Origin of the sequence: Sphingobacterium sp. UBA7038 (assembly GCF_002494055.1) — a bacterium.
GTDB classification, from domain to species: domain Bacteria; phylum Bacteroidota; class Bacteroidia; order Sphingobacteriales; family Sphingobacteriaceae; genus Sphingobacterium; species Sphingobacterium multivorum.
On the sequence record NZ_DLAV01000024.1, the window covers coordinates 18,766 to 39,043 of the forward strand.

At 41.0% G+C, this 20,278-nt stretch carries 16 protein-coding genes; 7 read left to right on the top strand and 9 right to left on the bottom strand.

Going from position 1 to position 20,278, the window contains the following annotated elements:
- Positions 1 to 187 precede the first annotated feature (187 nt).
- The 5 genes from uxaC (at position 188) to B3H30_RS16080 (ending at position 6,513) form a co-directional block, all read left to right on the top strand.
- Positions 188 to 1,588, top strand: a complete 1,401-nt coding sequence (gene uxaC, locus B3H30_RS16060; protein ID WP_070561475.1) for a glucuronate isomerase — start codon at positions 188 to 190, stop codon at positions 1,586 to 1,588.
- A 9-nt stretch (positions 1,589 to 1,597) separates the two neighbouring features.
- A complete protein-coding gene (locus B3H30_RS16065; RefSeq protein WP_286834604.1) occupies positions 1,598 to 2,623 on the top strand; it encodes a sugar kinase in 1,026 nt (341 codons plus the stop codon).
- Positions 2,620 to 3,264, top strand: a complete 645-nt coding sequence (locus B3H30_RS16070; protein WP_070561479.1) for a bifunctional 4-hydroxy-2-oxoglutarate aldolase/2-dehydro-3-deoxy-phosphogluconate aldolase — start codon at positions 2,620 to 2,622, stop codon at positions 3,262 to 3,264. Before B3H30_RS16065 ends, B3H30_RS16070 begins: the two co-directional genes overlap by 4 nt.
- A gap of 115 nt (positions 3,265 to 3,379) precedes the next feature.
- Entirely contained in the window at positions 3,380 to 4,822 is a 1,443-nt protein-coding gene (locus tag B3H30_RS16075; protein WP_414713321.1) for an MFS transporter, read from the top strand.
- Between the two features lie 71 nt (positions 4,823 to 4,893).
- Positions 4,894 to 6,513 carry an NADP-dependent glyceraldehyde-3-phosphate dehydrogenase gene (locus B3H30_RS16080; protein ID WP_204990872.1) on the top strand — a complete coding sequence of 540 codons (1,620 nt, stop codon included), beginning with the start codon at positions 4,894 to 4,896 and terminating at the stop codon, positions 6,511 to 6,513.
- A gap of 82 nt (positions 6,514 to 6,595) precedes the next feature.
- Here the strand turns inward: B3H30_RS16080 and B3H30_RS16085 are convergent, their stop codons facing one another.
- The 3 genes from B3H30_RS16085 to B3H30_RS16095 form a co-directional block, all read right to left on the bottom strand.
- Positions 6,596 to 9,004 carry an outer membrane beta-barrel family protein gene (locus B3H30_RS16085; RefSeq protein ID WP_286834605.1) on the bottom strand — a complete coding sequence of 803 codons (2,409 nt, stop codon included), beginning with the start codon at positions 9,002 to 9,004 and terminating at the stop codon, positions 6,596 to 6,598.
- Positions 9,005 to 9,142: 138 nt separating this feature from the next.
- The gene (locus tag B3H30_RS16090; protein ID WP_286834607.1) at positions 9,143 to 10,813 is read right to left on the bottom strand and encodes a PspC domain-containing protein; all 1,671 of its coding nucleotides are present in this window, start codon (positions 10,811 to 10,813) and stop codon (positions 9,143 to 9,145) included.
- Positions 10,806 to 11,177 carry a PadR family transcriptional regulator gene (locus B3H30_RS16095; protein ID WP_046673104.1) on the bottom strand — a complete coding sequence of 124 codons (372 nt, stop codon included), beginning with the start codon at positions 11,175 to 11,177 and terminating at the stop codon, positions 10,806 to 10,808. Before B3H30_RS16095 ends, B3H30_RS16090 begins: the two co-directional genes overlap by 8 nt.
- Positions 11,178 to 11,331: 154 nt before the next feature.
- Between B3H30_RS16095 and B3H30_RS16100 the strand changes: the two genes are divergently transcribed.
- Complete coding sequence (locus B3H30_RS16100) at positions 11,332 to 11,718, top strand: VanZ family protein (protein ID WP_286834610.1); 387 nt, start codon at positions 11,332 to 11,334, stop codon at positions 11,716 to 11,718.
- A 131-nt stretch (positions 11,719 to 11,849) separates the two neighbouring features.
- On the opposite strand, the gene B3H30_RS16105 is transcribed toward B3H30_RS16100, so the two are convergent.
- The 6 genes from B3H30_RS16105 to B3H30_RS16130 form a co-directional block, all read right to left on the bottom strand.
- Positions 11,850 to 12,548: a ComF family protein gene (locus B3H30_RS16105; RefSeq protein WP_112375087.1), complete on the bottom strand. Its 699-nt coding sequence runs from the start codon at positions 12,546 to 12,548 to the stop codon at positions 11,850 to 11,852.
- A gap of 41 nt (positions 12,549 to 12,589) precedes the next feature.
- Positions 12,590 to 13,690, bottom strand: coding sequence for a 23S rRNA (adenine(2503)-C(2))-methyltransferase RlmN (gene rlmN, locus B3H30_RS16110; protein ID WP_376781281.1), 1,101 nt, complete (start codon positions 13,688 to 13,690; stop codon positions 12,590 to 12,592).
- Between the two features lie 74 nt (positions 13,691 to 13,764).
- Positions 13,765 to 14,346, bottom strand: coding sequence for a tRNA-(ms[2]io[6]A)-hydroxylase (locus B3H30_RS16115; RefSeq protein WP_046673102.1), 582 nt, complete (start codon positions 14,344 to 14,346; stop codon positions 13,765 to 13,767).
- A gap of 71 nt (positions 14,347 to 14,417) precedes the next feature.
- The gene (locus B3H30_RS16120) at positions 14,418 to 15,458 is read right to left on the bottom strand and encodes an Atu2307/SP_0267 family LLM class monooxygenase (RefSeq protein WP_286834611.1); all 1,041 of its coding nucleotides are present in this window, start codon (positions 15,456 to 15,458) and stop codon (positions 14,418 to 14,420) included.
- A gap of 171 nt (positions 15,459 to 15,629) precedes the next feature.
- Entirely contained in the window at positions 15,630 to 16,298 is a 669-nt protein-coding gene (locus B3H30_RS16125; protein ID WP_112375090.1) for an AcvB/VirJ family lysyl-phosphatidylglycerol hydrolase, read from the bottom strand.
- Positions 16,299 to 16,319: 21 nt separating this feature from the next.
- Entirely contained in the window at positions 16,320 to 18,914 is a 2,595-nt protein-coding gene (locus tag B3H30_RS16130) for a phosphatidylglycerol lysyltransferase domain-containing protein (RefSeq protein ID WP_286834613.1), read from the bottom strand.
- Positions 18,915 to 19,038: 124 nt separating this feature from the next.
- Between B3H30_RS16130 and B3H30_RS16135 the strand changes: the two genes are divergently transcribed.
- Positions 19,039 to 20,274: a glycosyltransferase gene (locus B3H30_RS16135; protein ID WP_204990873.1), complete on the top strand. Its 1,236-nt coding sequence runs from the start codon at positions 19,039 to 19,041 to the stop codon at positions 20,272 to 20,274.
- The last annotated feature ends 4 nt before the right edge of the window (positions 20,275 to 20,278 follow it).

The following is a 20,278-nucleotide window of genomic DNA, read 5'->3' on the forward strand; positions in this document are numbered from 1 at the left end:
TATTGAATTTCCTTTAAGTATGACCTGAATATTGGTAATTTCATTGACCATTTAAACAGTTTGGGAAATTCAGGCGACCGTACTTTCACCCCTTTTTGCATTTTTTATGTCCGATTACTTCAGCAATAAAAAGTTTGACAAGCAAAAGAGGATAGAAAACAGATGAACCTACAAATCAATACATTGTATGAAAACTTTTTTAGACGACAACTTTTTATTGAACACAAAAACGGCTGAAGAGCTGTACCATAATTATTCAAAACATCTGCCGATTATTGATTACCATAATCACCTAATCCCGGAACAGATTGCAAATAATGTCAAGTTTGATAATATTAGTCAGGTTTGGTTACATGGTGATCATTACAAATGGAGGGCCATGCGTGCCAACGGTGTCAACGAACATTATGTGACCGGAGACGCTTCAGATGAAGAAAAATTCATCAAATGGGCAGAAACTGTCCCTTATACCTTGCGTAATCCACTACACCATTGGACACACCTTGAATTACAACGCTATTTTGGCATAACAGATGTATTGTCTCCAAAAACCGCGGCCAAGATCTATGCAGATACCAGTGCTTTACTGCAACAAGATAGTCATTCTGTCCGCGGACTACTCAAGATGATGCATGTTGAAGTCGTTTGCACAACAGACGACCCAATCGATAGTCTGGAATTTCATCAGCAGTTTGCGAAAGAGCGTGAATCATTTAAAATGCTTCCGGCATTTCGTCCGGATAAAGCAATGAATTGCGATGACCTGCCTGCATTGAACCAATACATCAATAAGCTTGAAGAAGTCAGCAATATGCAGATAAGCAGTTTAAGCGACTACCTCAAGGCCTTGAAGGCAAGGCACGACTTCTTTGCGACCAACGGCTGTAAAGTCTCAGATCATGGTTTGGAACAGATCTATGCTGAAGATTACACCGAAACTGAAATCGCATTCATCTTTGATAAAATTCGTGCAGGCAAAGAAATAACTTTTGATGAGAGCCTGAAGTTTAAATCGGCCATGTTAGTCTATTTTGCAGAATGGGATCATGAAAAAGGCTGGGTGCAACAATACCATTTGGGCGCTTTACGTAACAATAACTCCCGCATGCATCGCTTGATCGGTCCTGATACAGGCTGGGACTCCATTGGGGATTTTAGTCAGGGACGTGCATTATCAAAGTTTTTGAATAAATTAGATAACCAAGATAAGCTAACCAAGACAATTATCTATAATCTCAATCCAGCCGACAATGAACTTATTGCGACAATGATTGGGAATTTCAATGATGGTTCTATCAAAGGAAAAATTCAGTTTGGTTCAGCTTGGTGGTTTTTGGACCAAAAAGACGGCATGACAAAACAGATTAATACCTTGTCGAATATGGGTTTGTTAAGTCGTCTTGTAGGCATGTTGACCGATTCCAGAAGTTTTCTTTCTTTTCCAAGACATGAATACTTCAGAAGATTGGTCTGTGACATCTTTGGACAGGACATCGAAAAAGGAGAAATACCAAATGATATCGAATGGGTCGGGAAAATCATACAGGATATCAGCTACAATAACGCAAAAGAATATTTTGAATTTTAATAAATGAACATGCAGGGTAAAGTTTTAAGCTTTGGGGAATTGCTGTTACGGATCTGTCCGGATATTGAAGACAATTGGATTGAACAGCACCAATTGCCTTTCTACGTTGGAGGAGCAGAATTAAATGTCGCTACAGCTTTGGCCCTATGGAACGTGCCATCATCCTACTTATCTGCGATACCGCAAAATGCCATTTGTGAAGGTATAGATGTCTATTTGAAACGTAGAAACATAGACACATCGGCGATGCAATGGGGCGGAGAGCGCTTGGGCATTTACTATCTCCCCAAAGGTAAAGATCTAAAAAATGCGGGGGTTATCTACGATCGCGCCAATTCATCTTTTGCAAGCCTCAAAGTCGGCAGTATTGATTGGGACAAAGCCTTGAAGGATGTCAAATGGTTTCACTTTTCGGCAATTTGCCCAGCAATTAGCCAGGATATTGCAGACCTCTGTCTTGAAGCTGTGCAAAAAGCACAGGAAAAAGGAATTTTTGTGTCCTTAGACCTTAACTACCGATCGAAGCTTTGGAAATATGGTAAAACACCGAAAGAGGTTATGCCTCGGATTGCCAAGTACTGCAATTTAATTATGGGCAATATATGGGCCGCGCATCAGATGCTGGGTACACCGCTTGACGAACAATTCTTAACACACACGTCAGGATACACCGAAGAAGAGTTACTCGCGCAAGCAGATCGGACAAGCCGAGAAATCATTGCTTCCAACCCCATGTGCCAGTATGTCGCCAATACCTTCCGTTTTGACCACCATACCAAAGGGATAGAATACTACAGCACATTATTTGATAAAGACCGTTTGATCAAATCCACAACCTATATAGCGGAAGAGATTTTGGATAAAGTAGGAAGTGGCGACTGCTTTATGGCGGGTCTGATTTATGGATTGTATTCCAACCTTTCGCCGCAAGAGACGCTAGAATTTGCAACAAGCGCGGCATTCGATAAACTATTTATCGCCAGCGATGCAACAACAAGTACAGTGGACGATATTAAAAAGAGATTAACAACATGAATTTAAAAGAGATTGTATTAAATAAAATTATCGAACAAGGAACACTTCCTTTATTCTTCCATCATGATCAGGAAGAAAGTATCGATATTCTACGAACATTATACCGAGCGGGTGTACGCGTTTTTGAATTTACAAATCGTGGCCCCGAGGCGTTGGCTGTTTTTGAGCGCCTTGTTGCAACGAGGGACCTTGAGATGCCAGACCTCTACTTGGGTATTGGCACCATCAAATCGGTGGACGATGCACAACAGTTTCTCCAGGCCGGTGCTGATTTTATTGTGGCACCCTTAGTGAATCCTTTGGTTGGCTCGCTTGTACATGAGCACCATAAGTTGTGGATTCCGGGCTGCATGACACCGACCGAAATCTACACGGCTCAGCAGCAACAGGCCGCATTGATAAAATTATTCCCTGCAAATATTTTGGGACCAGCATTTATGTCATCTATTCGGGATCTTTTTAAAGGTCAGAACTTTATACCAACGGGGGGTGTAGACATCGAAATAGAAAATCTAAAAGCATGGTTCAGGTCAGGTGTATGTGCGGTAGGTATGGGCAGTAAACTGATTGATCCAAAGGACACCAGCAATTTATTCGAAAATACACAAAAAGCACTTGATCTTGTCTCAAAAGCACGTTAAAAACAATAAGATTGCTTGTATGCCTTCCACGAGCATCGTAAAAGGAAGGCATACAGCGTTCATTATTCGTCATTTGAAGCGATAGGTTCAAGAAAAATAAACAATTAAACCCGTTATGATTAATACAGAGAAAAAGGGTAATTACCGTTGGGTAATCTGTGCCCTCCTATTTTTTGCTACCACAATCAATTACTTGGATCGCCAGGTATTATCCTTAACCTGGAAAGATTTTATCAGTCCCGAATTCCACTGGACCAATACGGACTATGGGAACATTACCGCTTTATTTTCTATTTTTTACGCCATCAGCATGCTTTTCGCCGGACGTTTTGTCGATTGGATGGATACAAAAAAAGGTTTTCTATGGGCGATTGCTGTTTGGTCCATTGGTGCCATATTACATGCTTTTTGTGGTATTGCAACCTCAGGAATTGTCGCTGGCGAGTGGTTTGTTGGATTTGAAGGCGCAAAAGAAGCCATTTCTCATGTGAACAATGTCGGTTTAATCATCAGCGTTAGTGTAAACTTATTTATTTTCGCCCGGTTTGTATTGGCTGTCGGTGAAGCTGGAAATTTCCCAGCTGCCATTAAAGCGACCGCAGAGTATTTTCCAAAGAAAGATCGTGCTTTAGCGACGAGTATCTTCAATTCTGGAGCGACCATTGGCGCCCTAGCAGCACCGCTGACGATACCAGTTATCGCCGCACATTGGGGTTGGGAGATGTCTTTCATCATTATAGGTGTCCTTGGATTTGTCTGGATGGGTTTCTGGATCTTTCTTTATAAAAAACCGCACGAGAATCCAAAAGTAAATGCGGCAGAATTGGCTTACATTCACCAAGATGACCATGAACACCAAACGGAGCATTCTGCCTTAACAAAACAGCCCAAAACCACCATAGCAGATTGCCTCAAGTACAAGCAAACCTGGGCCTTTGTCTTCGGAAAATTCATGACCGACGGCGTCTGGTGGTTCTTCTTATTCTGGATGCCAGCCTATCTATCAGCCGTTTACGACATAAAGTCTTCTGATACAGAAGGGCAATTGGCCATATTTGTTTTATATGCGATCACCATGCTGTCAATTTACGGCGGCTGGTTGCCGACGTATTTTGTGGAGAAAAAGGGAATGAATGCCTATGAAGGTCGAATGAAAGCTATGTTGCTGTTTGCTTTCGTCCCATTAGTCGTACTCTTTGCACAACCCTTGGGGCATATTTCCTATTGGATACCCGTTATTTTAATTGGTTTTGCAGGTGCGGCACATCAATCGTGGTCGGCCAATATTTTTTCCACTATTGGCGATTCTTTTCCAAAACGCGCCATTGCCACTGTTACAGGAATCGGCGGGCTTGCGGGCGGTGTAGGAGCCTTTATTATCAATAAAACTTCGGGCTGGCTATTCGACTATGCCAAAGAGACTCAACTTGTCTTTATGGGTTTCAAGGGAGAAGAAGCGGGATATTTTATTATTTTTTCGTTCTGTTCAATCGCATATTTAATTGCATGGATTGCAATAAAAACACTAGTACCTAAACTTATTTTAATAAAAAATTAACAAATATTGTAATATTTACAGTATATTAGCAATATCTTTATAAATATCAATCTAAACCACTTTTAAAAACAATGAGCTTAAACTTAGAAGGTATCTTCTACGAGGAGAAAGACATTCCCGCAGAATTTACGCTAGACGAACAGGTCGATCAAAGAGAGTTCCTTTCCAATGGAGAAATGATTTCTTGGACGGGTCAAGTAAACGAAGTATTTTCACCTATCTGTGTAAAGACTAAGGACGGCTTGAAACGTAAGCGCATCGGTAGTTTCCCTGTTTGTACTGAAAAAGAGTCCATGGAAGCCTTGGAAGCTGCTGTAAAAGCATACGACAATGGCCGTGGAGAATGGCCGACAATGAGCGTTGCCGATCGTATTACTTGTGTTGAAAATTTCACACAAAAGATGATTGCCAAGAAGGACATTGTTGTCAAGCTTATTATGTGGGAAATTGGCAAATCCTATGCTGACTCTGTTAAGGAGTTTGACCGTACGGTAGAGTATATCTACGCAACGATCGACGCATTGAAAGATATTGACCGCGATTCTTCCCGTTTTCAGATCGAACAAGGTATTATAGCCCAAATCAGAAGATCTCCACTAGGAGTTGTTTTATGTATGGGACCATTCAACTATCCATTGAATGAAACCTTCACAACGTTGATCCCTGCTTTGATCATGGGGAACACGATGTTGTTCAAACCACCTAAACATGGTACATTATTACATTACCCTTTATTAGAGGCTTTCAAAACAAGCTTCCCGAAAGGCGTTGTCAATACAATTTATGGCCGTGGAAACAAGATCGTTCCAAGTCTTATGCAGTCTGGAAAGATCAATGTGTTGACGTTGATCGGTTCAAGCCGTGTTGCTGACGAACTTAAGAAATTACATCCTAAAGTTAACCGTCTACGCGCAATTCTTGGTCTTGACGCAAAAAATGCGGCAATCATCACGAAGGATGCCGATTTAAATCTTGCTGTTTCTGAAACCGTACTGGGTTCTCTTTCATTCAATGGCCAACGCTGTACCGCACTTAAAATTATCTATGTACACCGCAGCTTGGCACAAGAGTTCCTAAAACGTCTTTCTGCGGAAGTTGCTAAACTAAAGTATGGTATGCCTTGGGAAAAAGGCGTGTCTTTGACACCTCTTCCAGAGGTTAACAAACCAGCTTATCTGACGGAATGTATCGAAGATGCAAAAGCGTATGGTGCAAAGGTGATTAACGAAAATGGTGGACAAGTAGCAGAATCTTTCTTCTACCCAGCGATCGTTTATCCGGTCAATTCTCAAATGAAACTTTACAGAGAGGAACAATTTGGTCCAGTTATCCCTGTTGTGCCATTTGATGACCTTGAGGAACCTATCGAGTACCTGATCGGCTCTTCGCATGGACAACAGGTCAGTATCTTTAGTAACAATGCGGCTGTTGTGTCGTCTTTAATCGATCCATTGGTCAATCAGGTAAGTCGTGTCAATATCAACTGCCAATGTCAACGTGGTCCAGATACCTTCCCTTTCACCGGAAGAAAAGATAGCGCTGAGGGAACATTATCCGTTGTGGATGCTTTGCGTTCATTCTCGATACGATCGCTGGTCGCGGCAAAGTTCACCGATGAAAACAAGAAATTGTTGAATGACATTGTTAGTGAAAATGAATCGAACTTTTTAAGTACCAAATACATTTTCTAATAGCATTGTCTATAAAAAAAAGCGACACCGCAGGATGATTTTAGATCATCCGCGGGTCGCTTTTTTTAGAAAATTCGAGGGCCTATAGCGCTCTTTCTTTCTCCTCATTACTTGTATCTTTCTTACGATAGTTGTTTTTTAAATTTCCGAATTTATACGAATAGGTCAATCGAACCACGCGACGATCTTGGTATTGCCTGATACTGGAGTCAAAATCGCCGAAATTGGTTTTCAGATTCTGATTCCCTGTATTAAACAAGTCGCTCACCGCCAGCTTCAACGAACTACGTTGATCTTTAAATGTCTTGGTCGCTCCTACCTCCATATCCCAACGGGCCTTCATATCGTATACATTATAGTTGAACGGCGAGAAATACCTCAAATTGACATTAGCGGACAGACTTTTCGCCAGTTTTAAATTGTGCATCGATGTAGCCTGCAAAAGAAAGGAGGTCTTTTTCAGCGGATAACCACTCACCATGCCATCAAAGTTAAAGTGGATGCCTGTAATATTGTTATTCATGCTCCAAATCTTGGATACCGTAACCGGGATGTTCAGATTCAGATAAGCCGTCAAATTTTTACCTAAATTTTCACGTATAACCCACGTTTGTTTTAGCACCGAATCTTGCCCCATGCTCTCTACAATCGCATCCCGCACATCGTTAATACCCAATGTCACATTATAACGTTGCATCAAGGTATAGTTTAGGGTGAATTCATTGGAAAATTGCGGATTCAGGTAAGGATTACCACGTTCAAAGGTTAGTTTATCAATAAAATAATCAAAAGGATTCAACTGTCGGTAATTAGGACGCGTGATCTTCCTTGCGTAACCTAAGGAAAGGATATGATTCTCATGGAGTGTATACGTCAGATTTGCATTCGGAAAAAGTTTAAAGTAATTCCGTTTCACTTGCTTATTTAAGGTCAACGAGTTCCCGTCAGAAAATGTATATTCTCCCCTCGCGCCGACCTTCAGGCCCCATTTCCCTATGGTATTATTATAGTCTATATATCCAGCGGCGATCTGCTCCTTATACACAAAATGATTCGTACGCTTTTCATTATTAATCCAGGAATTGTTCAAAAAGTCTTCAAAGGTTAAATCGTTATCCGACGTAACGTTAGAATATTTAGCCCCCACCTCAAGCTTGGAGACCTTCGATAGCGGTTGTTCATAATCCAGTTTGGCGACATAGATATCGATTCCGATAGGCATTCTACTGCGTAGGATCTCTTCGGGCGTAATCGCATTCTTCTGACCATCAAAATATTGGTTATTATAACCTACGCGTTTGCTGCTTTTGAATTTACTCCAATCCAGGTCAAGGGTAAGTTTTCTGCCATTCGAATCAATTCTAAACTCATTGTTTAAATTAGCGGAGTAACGATCAAATAATTCTTTGAACTGCGATGTTGAAATCAAAAGCGAATCCAATGTTGTAAAAGACTTTCCTACATTGGTTTTACTATCGTTATCGTTGTATTCGATATTATTCGATCCATTAAACTGCACGGTTAAGGTGTTTCTGGCCGATGTCCTTTGCTCAACACCGAAGCGATAGGAATGGTTCTGTTCCTTTTCGTCCAATATCGACCTTTGTTTAAAATAGGTCTTTTCACCTTTATTCTGAATAACACGATCAAGCAGGAGCTTCCGGTGGCTTTTCTCATCCGAATACGCATACGATCCAAATACTGTCGTATTGTTCTTCTTATAGTTTAAGGATAAGGAGCTATTCCCTCTGAATTTTTCTCCCCTCCCTGCCGTCATGTTAAAGGTTCCGTTAAAACCTTCCATCCGATTTTTTTTGAGTACAATATTAATTGTACCCACTGCCCCCTCAGCGTCATCTTTTGCTGCACGCGTAGTAATCACTTCGACGGACTTAATCTGATTGCCATCCGTACTCTTCAAAAAATTCACCAACTGTTCACCGGACATATAGGTCTGCCGACCATCAATGGTCACGGATACACCAGATTGCCCCATCAACTGTAGGTTATTATTGTTATCTAAACTCACTCCAGGAGCCCGCTGTACAATATCTAAGGCATTATTCCCTGCGGCCAAAGGCGAATTTTCCACATTTAAAACCAGTTTACCGGGCTTGCTTTCAACCATCGGCCGCTTACCCTCTACGGCGACCTCCTGCAATTTTCGTGTATCCGTGTTCAGCAGGATCGCCGGGACCTTGTGGTCTGATTTGCTGATATCAAAAACATTGCTCTTATTGGTGGTATACCCGACCATTTTCGCCTCGACATAATAACTTCCAGCTTGTATATCCGAAAATTGGTATTCTCCATTTTCATCAGTAACAACGGCTTTCAGAATGACAGTCGTCTTTGCCTTCATCAGATAAGCAGTTGCAGAGGCTAAAGGCACATTATTTTCCACATGTACTTTGCCTGTAACTTTCACTTGCGCATAGGCAAATGAAGTAATTAAAAAATTTAAGAGTAAGAGGTAAAAATATCTTTTCATTCGTTTATAAATAGGTGTAATAGCATTTACTTTTAATGGTATTAAATAGGCTTATAACACGAAGGTCAGTACTGATTTTCGATTGGTTATAGCGGTAATAATTTGTCTTCCGCCTGAAGGCGGAAGACTTGGTTTATGTTATTTCTTTTTTGTCTCTATGGTAACACCATCTTTTTTGAGATTAATAATGGTATCCCGACGGATAACAACAGACGTATCATGTGCAACTACCTCATTCCTCTCGGTATCTGTTTCTTCACTGTCATCTGGCTTTTCGGGCGGCAAGGCACATTTCAACCCGAGTGATGTGACCACAAACTCGACGTCTTTTACATCATTTAAATCTTCCTTATAGCGATCTCTGCACTCGTAGAATGATATATCTCTTAATTTATCTTCCAGACGAGCATTAATGACCAATTTTGTGCCCACAGGCAGGAATAAAGTAATATTAACTTCTTGATCCCGATAAAGTTCGCCTTCATTCAATTGAAACGCGTTGTCAAATGTTAATGACGTACTATCTTGTCTCAAAGCATAATTAATTTTACCCGCTCTGTCTGTTGCAACTTTATAGGAATTTCCTTTAGCCGAATACTCATAACGTACATAAGGTTCTTGCAAAGAGTCAATACGCTCAATTCGAATACGGATATTACGCCTCAAATAGGTTGAAACGTTTTCATTTTTAATACCGATACCACTTCTCACACCATTTTTTAAGCGGATTACCCGAATATCATTTTCATTTAAGTAATAAACAGCCTGTTTTTGCAGTGGCTTCTCTTCAACAATCGTACTAGACTCTTTGAATTCCTTTGCTACCGATGTAGCGTAGTAGATGATACCGCCTATCGATGCCAACCAGACTAAAAACAAGGTGGTTGTCAAATAATTGTTCATTGGTTTTTTCTCGAAGAGAACACGGAGAAGCAAATAGAACAAGCCGGCGAAAGGGATAAAAATGGCCAAGAAACCCGCGATCAAAGCGAAAGGTACATCGCTCGGATTCATGAGGTAGAAAGGACCAGAATCGTCCATGACGTCAGGAATTACGTTCACAATAGCCAGTGCAAAGAAGATAAGTCCAATGATCAATCCGATGAGCGTTAACCCGACGATAATAACAAAGAATACGCCGATAACTTTCACAAAGACCTGCAATAATTTAGCAACACCATCTCCGGTGCGGTCCATTCCCCTCGAGAACGAGTCCCTTACCCCGCTCATTTCTTCATCAAAAGAACGTTTGAAGTTCTGAATATTCGGTGCTTCACCACGCATTTCCATCTTATCTGCACGGGTTACAGCGAGCGGCATTACGATCCATAGGATAACATAGACCAATACGCCCGATCCACCGATCACAACAAATAAAGCAAAGAGTAAGCGTACCCATTTCGCCTCAATACCAAAAAAGTGCCCCAATCCACTACATACTCCACTGAAAACTTTGTCATCGGGATCGCGCATCAGCTTCTTCCCTACTTTAAAACCATCTGCATTTGGCTGGCGCTGAAAAGACGCATAACCATCCTGATCCTCAGACTCGAAATCGCTGACGCTCCCCATTTGCTCGATAACGGCATTAACATCGTCCATATTCAGAACTTCTTTGCTGCCAGCCTGAATCTTCTCGGTAAACATTTCAGAAATACGATTTTCGATGTCCTCCAAAATCTCCTTACTATCTTCCGATTGTCCAAAGTGCTTCTTTATATCAATCATGTAGGAGCGAAGCACCTCATAAGCATCCTCTTCAATATGGAAGACGATACTATTTATGTTGATAATTATTGTCTTATTCATCGTTATTATCTTTAACTGGTTTAGTTGAATCATTGTTTCTACCCACCAATGAGGTGTTTACAGCAAACACGAGCTCATTCCAGGTAACATCTAGTCGCGAAAGGACTTCTAACCCTTCTTGGGTAATTTCATAATATTTTCTAGGCGGACCTGAAGTTGACTCCTTCCATATATAGCTTAACAGTCCATTGTTTTTTAGACGCGTTAAAAGCGGATATAAGGTTCCTTCCACAACCAATAATTGAGCTTTCTTCAGTTCGCTGATAATATCGGAGGCATAAATTTCTCCTCGAGAAATTATGGATAGGATACAATATTCAAGTATCCCCTTCCTCATTTGGATTTGTGTATTTTCAGCTATCATAACAATACAAAGATATATGTATTTTATGGTACCATGCAATACATAGTACCATACAAAACAAGACAATACAACTAAACAACTGATTTACAGTGAAATAATTTTTAAATAAATAATATTTTTATTTCTATCAGGAAATTTTTGGATATTTATCGCCATGATTAAAATCTTATTAGACTATAAGTGGTGTTTTATTTGGGCCATAATAGTTATTGTTTTATGCACCCTCCCGGGCAATAATTTTGATGCAGTTCCCGCCTATCCAGGTATGGATAAATTAGTCCATTGTGGGATGTTCTTTGTTTTCTGTACATTGCTATACAACGGTGTAATCCAGCAATTCCATGGTAAACCGACCCGTTGGCTTCCAATCTTTGTCGTTTCCATCCTTGGTTTTTTATTTGCAGGACTGACAGAGTTACTTCAGCTTTATATTTTTACGTATCGCAGCGGTGACTGTTGGGATTTATTTGCAGACAGTATCGGAATCGGCATGGCAGGATTTGCCTATCTCCTAAATTATGTCAATCGACGTCGCAAATAACGTGTTGAATTCGTTTTGACCTGGTCATTACTATTGAAGGCATGGCCTGCTCGTAATAGTGGTTACCGTAATTATTGAAATTCGCTTTATCCGGACGGAGAAGGGTATAAGTTATGGGATAGACTTTCGAACTAGGCTCTTGCCAGCGTAGCAACAGATACCCTGCAATCAACTGCATCTAAGAGTGTCAATGCTGCTGAAACAACCGTTGCTCCCGTGGTCAATACATCGTCAACCACAAGGATATGTACGTTAGCCGGCAACATAGTGCCTTTGTAATCGAAAATATCACTTACATTGTCGTACCGGTCGATCCGCCCCTTACCCGTTTGGCTCATTGTCGCTTTCTTCCTGACTAAAATATCTTCCCGCAAGGGGATTCCCATTGCTCTGGACAACCCTCTTCCGAAGTAAGTGGATTGGTTGTACCCTCTTTTTCGGAATTTGCTACGGTGCAATGGCACAGGAACAATACAATTGATATCCTGATAGGCCTTTGTTTTGATTAATTTTAAGCCGTATAGATAACCAAAATATTCTGCAAGAAAAGGTTGGTTGTTGTATTTAATCTGATAAATGAGGCGCTCTACGCGACTATCCTTTTGCAATAATAAGAATGAACAGGCCTCTTCCACCGGAGCTTTCCCCCAGAGCTGTCTTGCGGTATCATTATCCGAATATTCGTGAAAGTTAGTATAGGGCAAATGGAAATCGCATGCTGTACAGACAAACTTTTCCTGATATTTTAGCACACAGCCGCAACAGCCACATTCCCTTGGAAAAAATATGGCTATAAAATCGCTAAACACCTTATTTAATTCGGATTTCATCTGGTTAATTCCCCTATTAAAGATAGGAACTATCCTTCAGATTATGCTTCGGATTCCTCTTTTTCCTTATCCTTGATTGCTAATTGTCCGCAGGCTGCATCGATATCTTTACCACGGCTACGTCTCACATTCGTGATGATACCTTGGCTTTTTAAATAATTTGCAAATACCTCGATTTTATCTGCTTCAGCATTCAGGAAATCGGCCAATGCGATAGGGTTGTATTCAATCAGGTTGACCTTACAAGGAACATGTTTACAGAACTTGGCCAGTTCTTTTGCATCCTCCAGCTCATCATTGAAATTGTTAAAGACAATATATTCAAATGTAATGGGGTTTTTTGTTTTCGCATAAAAATATTTGAGTGCTTCGGCCAGTGCCTTTAGTGAGTTCTGCTCATTGATAGGCATAATTTCATTCCGTTTTTTGTCATTTGCCGCATGCAAAGAAAGTGCTAGGTTAAAACGTACCTGATCATCACCCAATTTCTTAATCATTTTTGCGATACCCGCTGTGGACACCGTGATCCGCTTGGCGGCCATATTCAATCCATCCGGCGCTGTAATGCGCTCAACAGACTTCATCATATTGGCATAATTCAACAAGGGCTCGCCCATCCCCATATAAACGATATTTGTCAGTGGCTGCCCATAGTGCTCTTCGGCTTGCTTGCTGATAAGAACGACTTGATCATAGATCTCATCGGCATTGAGGTTACGTTTACGATCCATATAACCTGTTGCACAGAACTTACAGGTCAAGCTACAGCCCACCTGTGAGCTGACACAAGCGGTCATTCGTTCCGGAGCAGGTATTAACACCCCTTCAATGATGTTGTTGTCATAGAGCCAAAAACTACTTTTAATTGTTTTATCTGAGCTGATCTGAGATTCTTTGACTGTAACTGCATTGATCGTAAAATTCGCTTTCAGCTTCTCACGAAGGGGCTTACTCAAATTACTCATCTGATCAAAATCTACGCAAGATTTCACCCAAATCCATTCATAAATCTGCTTCGCACGAAAGCCCTGCTCCCCCAACGCGGTAAGTTGATCTTTGATCTGATCCAAAGACAAACTCCTGATATCTATTATTTTACTTTTTTCAATCACGGTACAAAGATAAGAATAAATAAGTGACAAAAAATCCCGTTCTAAGAAATAGAACGGGACAACTGTTATGTATGTGTTTTAAAATAGGTAGGAGCGAGGTTCAATTAGCCATGAATGGCTTCTTTACTTCCGTACGACTGAATTAGCTTCCCTTCAAATTCCAACCACTCCTTCCAACGCTTTTCTACGTCGACGTCTACGGAATATTTGCGTGCAAAATTTAGAAATGTGGTATAATGATTTGCCTCAGACACCATTAAATCATAGTAAAACTTCGCAAGATCTTTATCTTGAATATTTTGTGAAAGCACTCTAAAACGTTCGCAGCTACGGGCTTCAATCATCGCCGCGAATAATAAACGGTCAATAAAAGCCATATTTCTACTGCCATCTTTTTTAGAGAATTTCATCAATTGACCGACATAATCATCTTTTCGTTCACGACCCAAGGTATAGCCACGTTCTTTGATGATATCAATAACCATCTTAAAATGTTCCATTTCTTCGATTGCGATTGCTGTCAGCTCATGCACCAAATCTTCGTGTTCTGAGTTGTTGGTAATTAAGGATATGGCATTTGAAGCAGCCTTTTGTTCACACCAGGCATGATCTGTCAAAATCTCTTCTAAATTTCCTTCTGCAATGTTTGCCCATCGCGGATCTGTCAACAACTTTAATCCAAGCATCTTACTCTCTAAAATGATTTACGACACAAAGGTAGCGAATATCTGAGCGTTAAAAAAATGATAATCGCTCTTTAGGCATATTTATGAAGAGCCTTTCGAATTTCAGGTGCTATTTTCTCACCAAAAATCTCTATAGAACGCAGCATTTCTTTATGCCCAGGGGCGCCCACATCCATATGTGCAGAGAAGCGTGTCAATCCAAATTTCTCCTGTATTTGCAATATTTTATCTACGGCATAAGCAGCATCCCCAACAATAAGGTGTCCTCTGGAAGATCTTCCGAAGTCATATTGTGTGCGTTGGTATGGCGGCCATCCACGACTTGCACCGATACGATCCATCTGTGCCGAATAAATCGGATAATAGTAGTCTGCTACCTGCGCGTTGTTATCGCCAAAGAACGCATGCATATGTACCCCGACCTGAAAATTAGCCATATCATGCCCATTATCCTCATATGCTTGACGGTACATGTCAAATAAATGATCGAAGCTTTCATACATCCCGCCGATGATGGCAAACATAACCGGTAAGCCCAACTTTCCGGCACGGATCACAGAAGATGTTGTGCCACCTACTGCAACCCAAATCGGTAGTGATCCATTTTTAGGTCTTGGGAAAACTTCCTGATTGATTAATGGTGCTCTAAAATTACCGCGCCAAGTAATTGGATTTTGCTTGTTCAGACGAAGCAAAAGCTCTAGTTTTTCCTCAAACAACTCGGAATAATCTTTTAGATCATAACCAAATAAAGGGAAAGATTCAATGAAGGATCCTCTTCCTGCCATGAGCTCAGCACGTCCATCGGATAAAAGATCGACGGCTGCGAAATCCTGAAATAATTTAACCGGATCGGCAGAACTTAATACCGAAACTGCACTGCCCAATTTAATATTTTTGGTAACGGTAGAAGCCGCAGCCAAGATAATTTCGGGTGCTGCAACCGCATAATCTGCACGGTGATGCTCCCCTATTCCAAAGAAATCCAATCCTACTTGATCCATAAGCTTGATCTCTTCAATAATTTCTTTCATTCTATCTTGTGCTGCCTGGATTTGACTTGTAACAGGATCTATCCTCGAGTCGCCAAACATTCCTATTCCTAATTCCATTTTTATCTATTTTATAAGTCATTCAAAAGTAACACCTTCTTTCCCTGAATTATTTGATCTAGGATAAGAAAATGATACCGCACCATACCCTGGATCACAAAAAAATAAAGAGCTGTCTATTTGGTCGCTTACTTGATCTGGCCATCAACAAAGTTATACTAGGCTCCTCGGCTAAAAGAGTGCAACAGTATTCTTCGCGACCTGGTCTGCATTGCCACTAAAATGATGCCCGCCGGAGAGGTATTTTTTTGTAAAATTCTTAAGTGTTATCTTCTGTATCGGGAAATCAGCTTCATCATCACCAAGAATAACGCCCGTTTTGACTGCACCCATTCGATTGATTTCCGCGATCACGTCAAGACTCCGTTTTGTATTACTCCGACCCAAAATATCCGCTATATGGATCTCCAAATCTGTTGACACAGATGGTTCCAGCAGGACAACACTCTTTAGGTTCTTCTTAATGACGGGATCCAGGCGATTAATAATAAAAGGAACCGCGTCTGCGCCAAATGAATACCCCACTACAAAAAGATGTATATTTTGCCGTGCTAAGAGTATGTTTTTCAGTGTATTCGAAACATCGGCAGCAATCTCACTCGGGCTTTTCTTCTTCCAGAAATAGGTTTTCGAATCGATCGCTGCCACAGTATATCCTACTCCAGCAATCAGCTCACAAAGCTTGTTAGAGAATGAATTAAATCCACCATCGCCACTCAGATAGAGAACCAAAGGTAATGCAGCTTTATTGTTCCAATATTTCATGTCAATCAAACGCTGTTGTGCAAACGCATGAAACGCCATGCCAGCAATTATTAATAAGGTAGCTATTTTTTTCATCTGTACAGCATCTACATGAAGCTATTCGTTCGGTTTCATGACTTTGACCAGTGCTACAGGAAGTTGTATGAGATCAAAATCATTATCAAATATAAGGTATTTATTTTCCCAAAATGTCGCATACTTCTCTTTAAAGTCGCGCAGGCTATGGTAATGTTTAAAGTTACCCAATCGTGTTGAGGCAAATTTCATAATCTTTTCTGCGGGACTATCTGTCGCCCCCAACCCCGTCATCGGTACCATGCCCAAATTTAGATAGACGTACTTTTTGGCCTTAGCATACGCAATAAGCTCAACAATCAATGCATCCATGCTACCACCCGGTGCATCAAGAGACTTCCGAATCATATCGTAGGTGCACTCATCTTTCGCATAGTCGGGGATGATATTCAGAAAGGCTACGATAGTATTCTGCTCATTTTTCAGTACAATGATATCTTGCAAAATAAGCTCATTTTCATCAAACATCCCTTGCGAAAAAACCATTTCCTTTTTATCAAATTCTTTTAACCATTCGTTGGAAATTATCCTTAACTGATCTATAATTGCCTTTTCCTGCGGCGCTTTCAACACTTCTGTTGTAAAACCCTTTTTTTGAATTGCATTAAGTCCATTGCGTAATGACTTACGTTCTTTTCCTTCGAGCTTGAATGTTTCCAATTCTAATACAGCCTCTTGTCCAATGGTGATCTTCTGTTTACGTAGGGATGAAAAATGAACCAAACTATTTTCATCAACACGGTAATAAATGGCCTTTAAACCATTCGCATAACAGTATTGATCGAATTCCTGGACCAACTCTTCCTTATCCCCCTGTTCACAGACAGGCTCATCCAATACAATAGCAAATTCATTCGCCAAGCGATAAGCGGTAAATCCCTCCGAGACTTCTGAGAAAAACAAACTCTTATCTTTTCCCAATTTAAAGAAATCCATGGGAGACTGACCAAACTCAATCAATAATTGTTCTGCACGTTCCAATTCAGATTGGCTGGAGTCTTCATCTGCGAGGAGACGGGGACGAGCTAACGCGTAGATTAGTAGGAGCCAACAAAAAAGTCCAAGTACTTGCGTAATCCGCAGGAATTCTTGTCCAAATGCCGTTTGGGGCATCAATTCATCATCAGCAAACAAGAGGAAGCTTCGTGCTGTATGATAGATAGATTGTCGCCAGGTGAAGTCGACACCGAAATGCTGTTTATCAATGAAGTAGAAGCTCAATACGTCAAACAGGCATATGGCTAGGAGAGCAACAAAAAATGTGATAAACCCGATTCGCACCCAGCGAATATTACTCTTGATCCGATATTGCTTATAGCTCACGGCCAGTAAAATCAAGGTCAATAAAGCAACCGAAGCTTCTTCATAGTCCAATGCCTTAAACACGTGCCCAAAAAGCGACAAGGCGCTAAACGCCACGGCGATCCAAAATGCAATTCGGAAACCTTTGATCAAGTACGCAGAGGTCACCAACAGCCCTAAGCCTAACACTAACACCATAAATTTGGACGCGTGAATTGCTTCTAAAGGCAAATAGAAACGATCAAGTTTCATCCGGTCGGCCAAAGGAGGCGTCAATACAGATACGAGATTTACCATGCCCAAGAAGAAGATAAGCAGCGCTGGGCCAATACGTGCCAGCAATTGTTTCCCACGCCATGCAAAAGCCAGAAGCCCCAGGACTAAAGGTAACCAAAATTCGAATGCCCGGTAGAGAATTGTAATGCCCAATCCTTCTGCCTGCGAGTAGCCGTACGCTTTAAAAATATACAGCATAGTCAACTCTACAGCCCCAAGCCCCCGTAGAAAAGGAGAAACAATCATCAATACCACCGAAACAGTATAGGCAATAGCCGCAGCCTCGAAAGAGTGGTCCAAACCAAGGGCATACATACTTACAAAAGCATGGGCAATACCGCAGCATTCAACGACCATCGATGCCAGCATGGTACCCAACAAATATTTTAGCTTGACCTCTCCTGAGAATATTTCATCAATATTAGAGGCTACAGCAGGAAATTTTAGTTCAACCCAGCGATAGACGCCTTTGTGTGTTCTAAAAGACCAAACGAGCCAAAATACGACGCCCAGAAGCAGCCCCAAAACCACCAATGAGATCCAGGCATCACCAAAATTTTTATTGTGCCAAATCGTATACAATATAATAGGTACACCGATCAGAAAGACCGTCAGTAGTCCGACATAGCCATACAGCGCCCCTGCTTGATGAATTTGCGTCGTATTCAAATTTCTTTTTCGCAACTGCGTCGTTGTATATGCCAAAGAACTAATCCCACCCGCAGGCAGAAACACACTGAGTAAATTTCGCTTGAGGAAAAGATCAATAGCGATTCTCAGGTTAATAGAAAGGCCTATCGCTTTAAAACTCTGCACATACATCAATCCCTGAAGTACAATATAGACGAGAGTAATTCCTACGCCGACCAAAACCCAGGTTAGATTGGCCGCACGCAAATGTGGAATGATGGCAGCAAGCTCTTTTCGTTCATTTCTAAAAAATACAAAGGCCAACAAAATAACCAAAACAGCTATTAGTTCCTTCCAATAGGTCTTTGGTGAAAAATGTCGAATTCGTTGCGCAATAGTTTTGGCCATATAATCGTTTAATGATGAATAACCTTGAGATATAGTATAAACACGAAATAAAGCTAATCGTTTGAAAATGACTAATTGTTAATTTTTCGTCAATTCTTTTCACATTAATCAGTAATTTTCCGGCATGAAAGAGAAAAAGGTTTTGTTCATCGGACTGGTGTGGCCAGAGCCAACATCTTCAGCAGCGGGCTTCCGTATGATGCAATTAATTGAGACGTTTATTAATCGCTCTTATCAGATTACATTTGCTTCTGCTGCTGCCAAATCGCCGTATAGTGCACCTTTACAGTCTCTCGGGATCCAGGAACAGACCATCGTGCTGAATAGCAACAGCTTTGATGAATTTATTGCGCAACTTAAGCCCGACATTGTTGTATTTGACCGCTTTATGGTAGAAGAGCAATATGGTTGGCGTGTTGCACAGCATTGTCCAAATGCACTCCGCGTACTTGACACGGAAGATTTGCATTTTTTGCGTCAGGCGAGACAGACATCCGTCAAAAATAACGGTGATTTTTCCTTTCAAGAGTTATTTACCGATACGGCCAAACGGGAAATTGCCGCGATATTGCGCAGTGACCTCTCGTTGATCATTTCCGAATCCGAAATGAAGATTCTGATCGAAGAATTTCGCATTTCACCCGATATCCTTTATTATCTCCCTTTTCTCGAAGATGAGATCACTGCTGCAGATGTGGAGCAATGGAACACCTTCGAAGAGCGCAAGAACTTATTATTTATCGGAAATTTCATTCATGAGCCGAACTGGCATACGGTACAATACCTAAAAACACAAATCTGGCCGCAATTACGGAAGATGCTCCCAAAAGTAGAATTACACATTTATGGCGCCTATGCAACCCAAAAAGTACTACAATTAAACAATCCAAAAGAGAATTTCTTGATCAAGGGCCGAGCGGAATCTGCTCGTCTGACCATGGAAAGTTACCGTCTACTGGTGGCTCCAATTCAATTTGGTGCCGGTGTGAAAGGGAAGTTTATCGACGCCATGCAGACAGGTACTCCATCTGTCACCACGAAAGTTGGTGCAGAAGCCATGAAGGGCAATTTGGACTGGAATGGCTTTATCGAAGACGATCCCGAAACGTTCTGCCGAAAGACTGTTGAGCTCTACGAAAATGAAGATCTTTGGAAAACGGCCCAAGAACATGGTATCCGTATTATCAACGAACGTTATGAAAAACGAAAGTATCAGTCCGATTTTATGACTAATCTATCTTTATTAAAAGTACAGATTGACAGGCATCGTCAACAAAACTTTATTAGTCAGATATTATTGCACCACACGATGCAGAGCACAAAATATATGTCCTTATGGATCGAGGAAAAAAATAAATAGATCC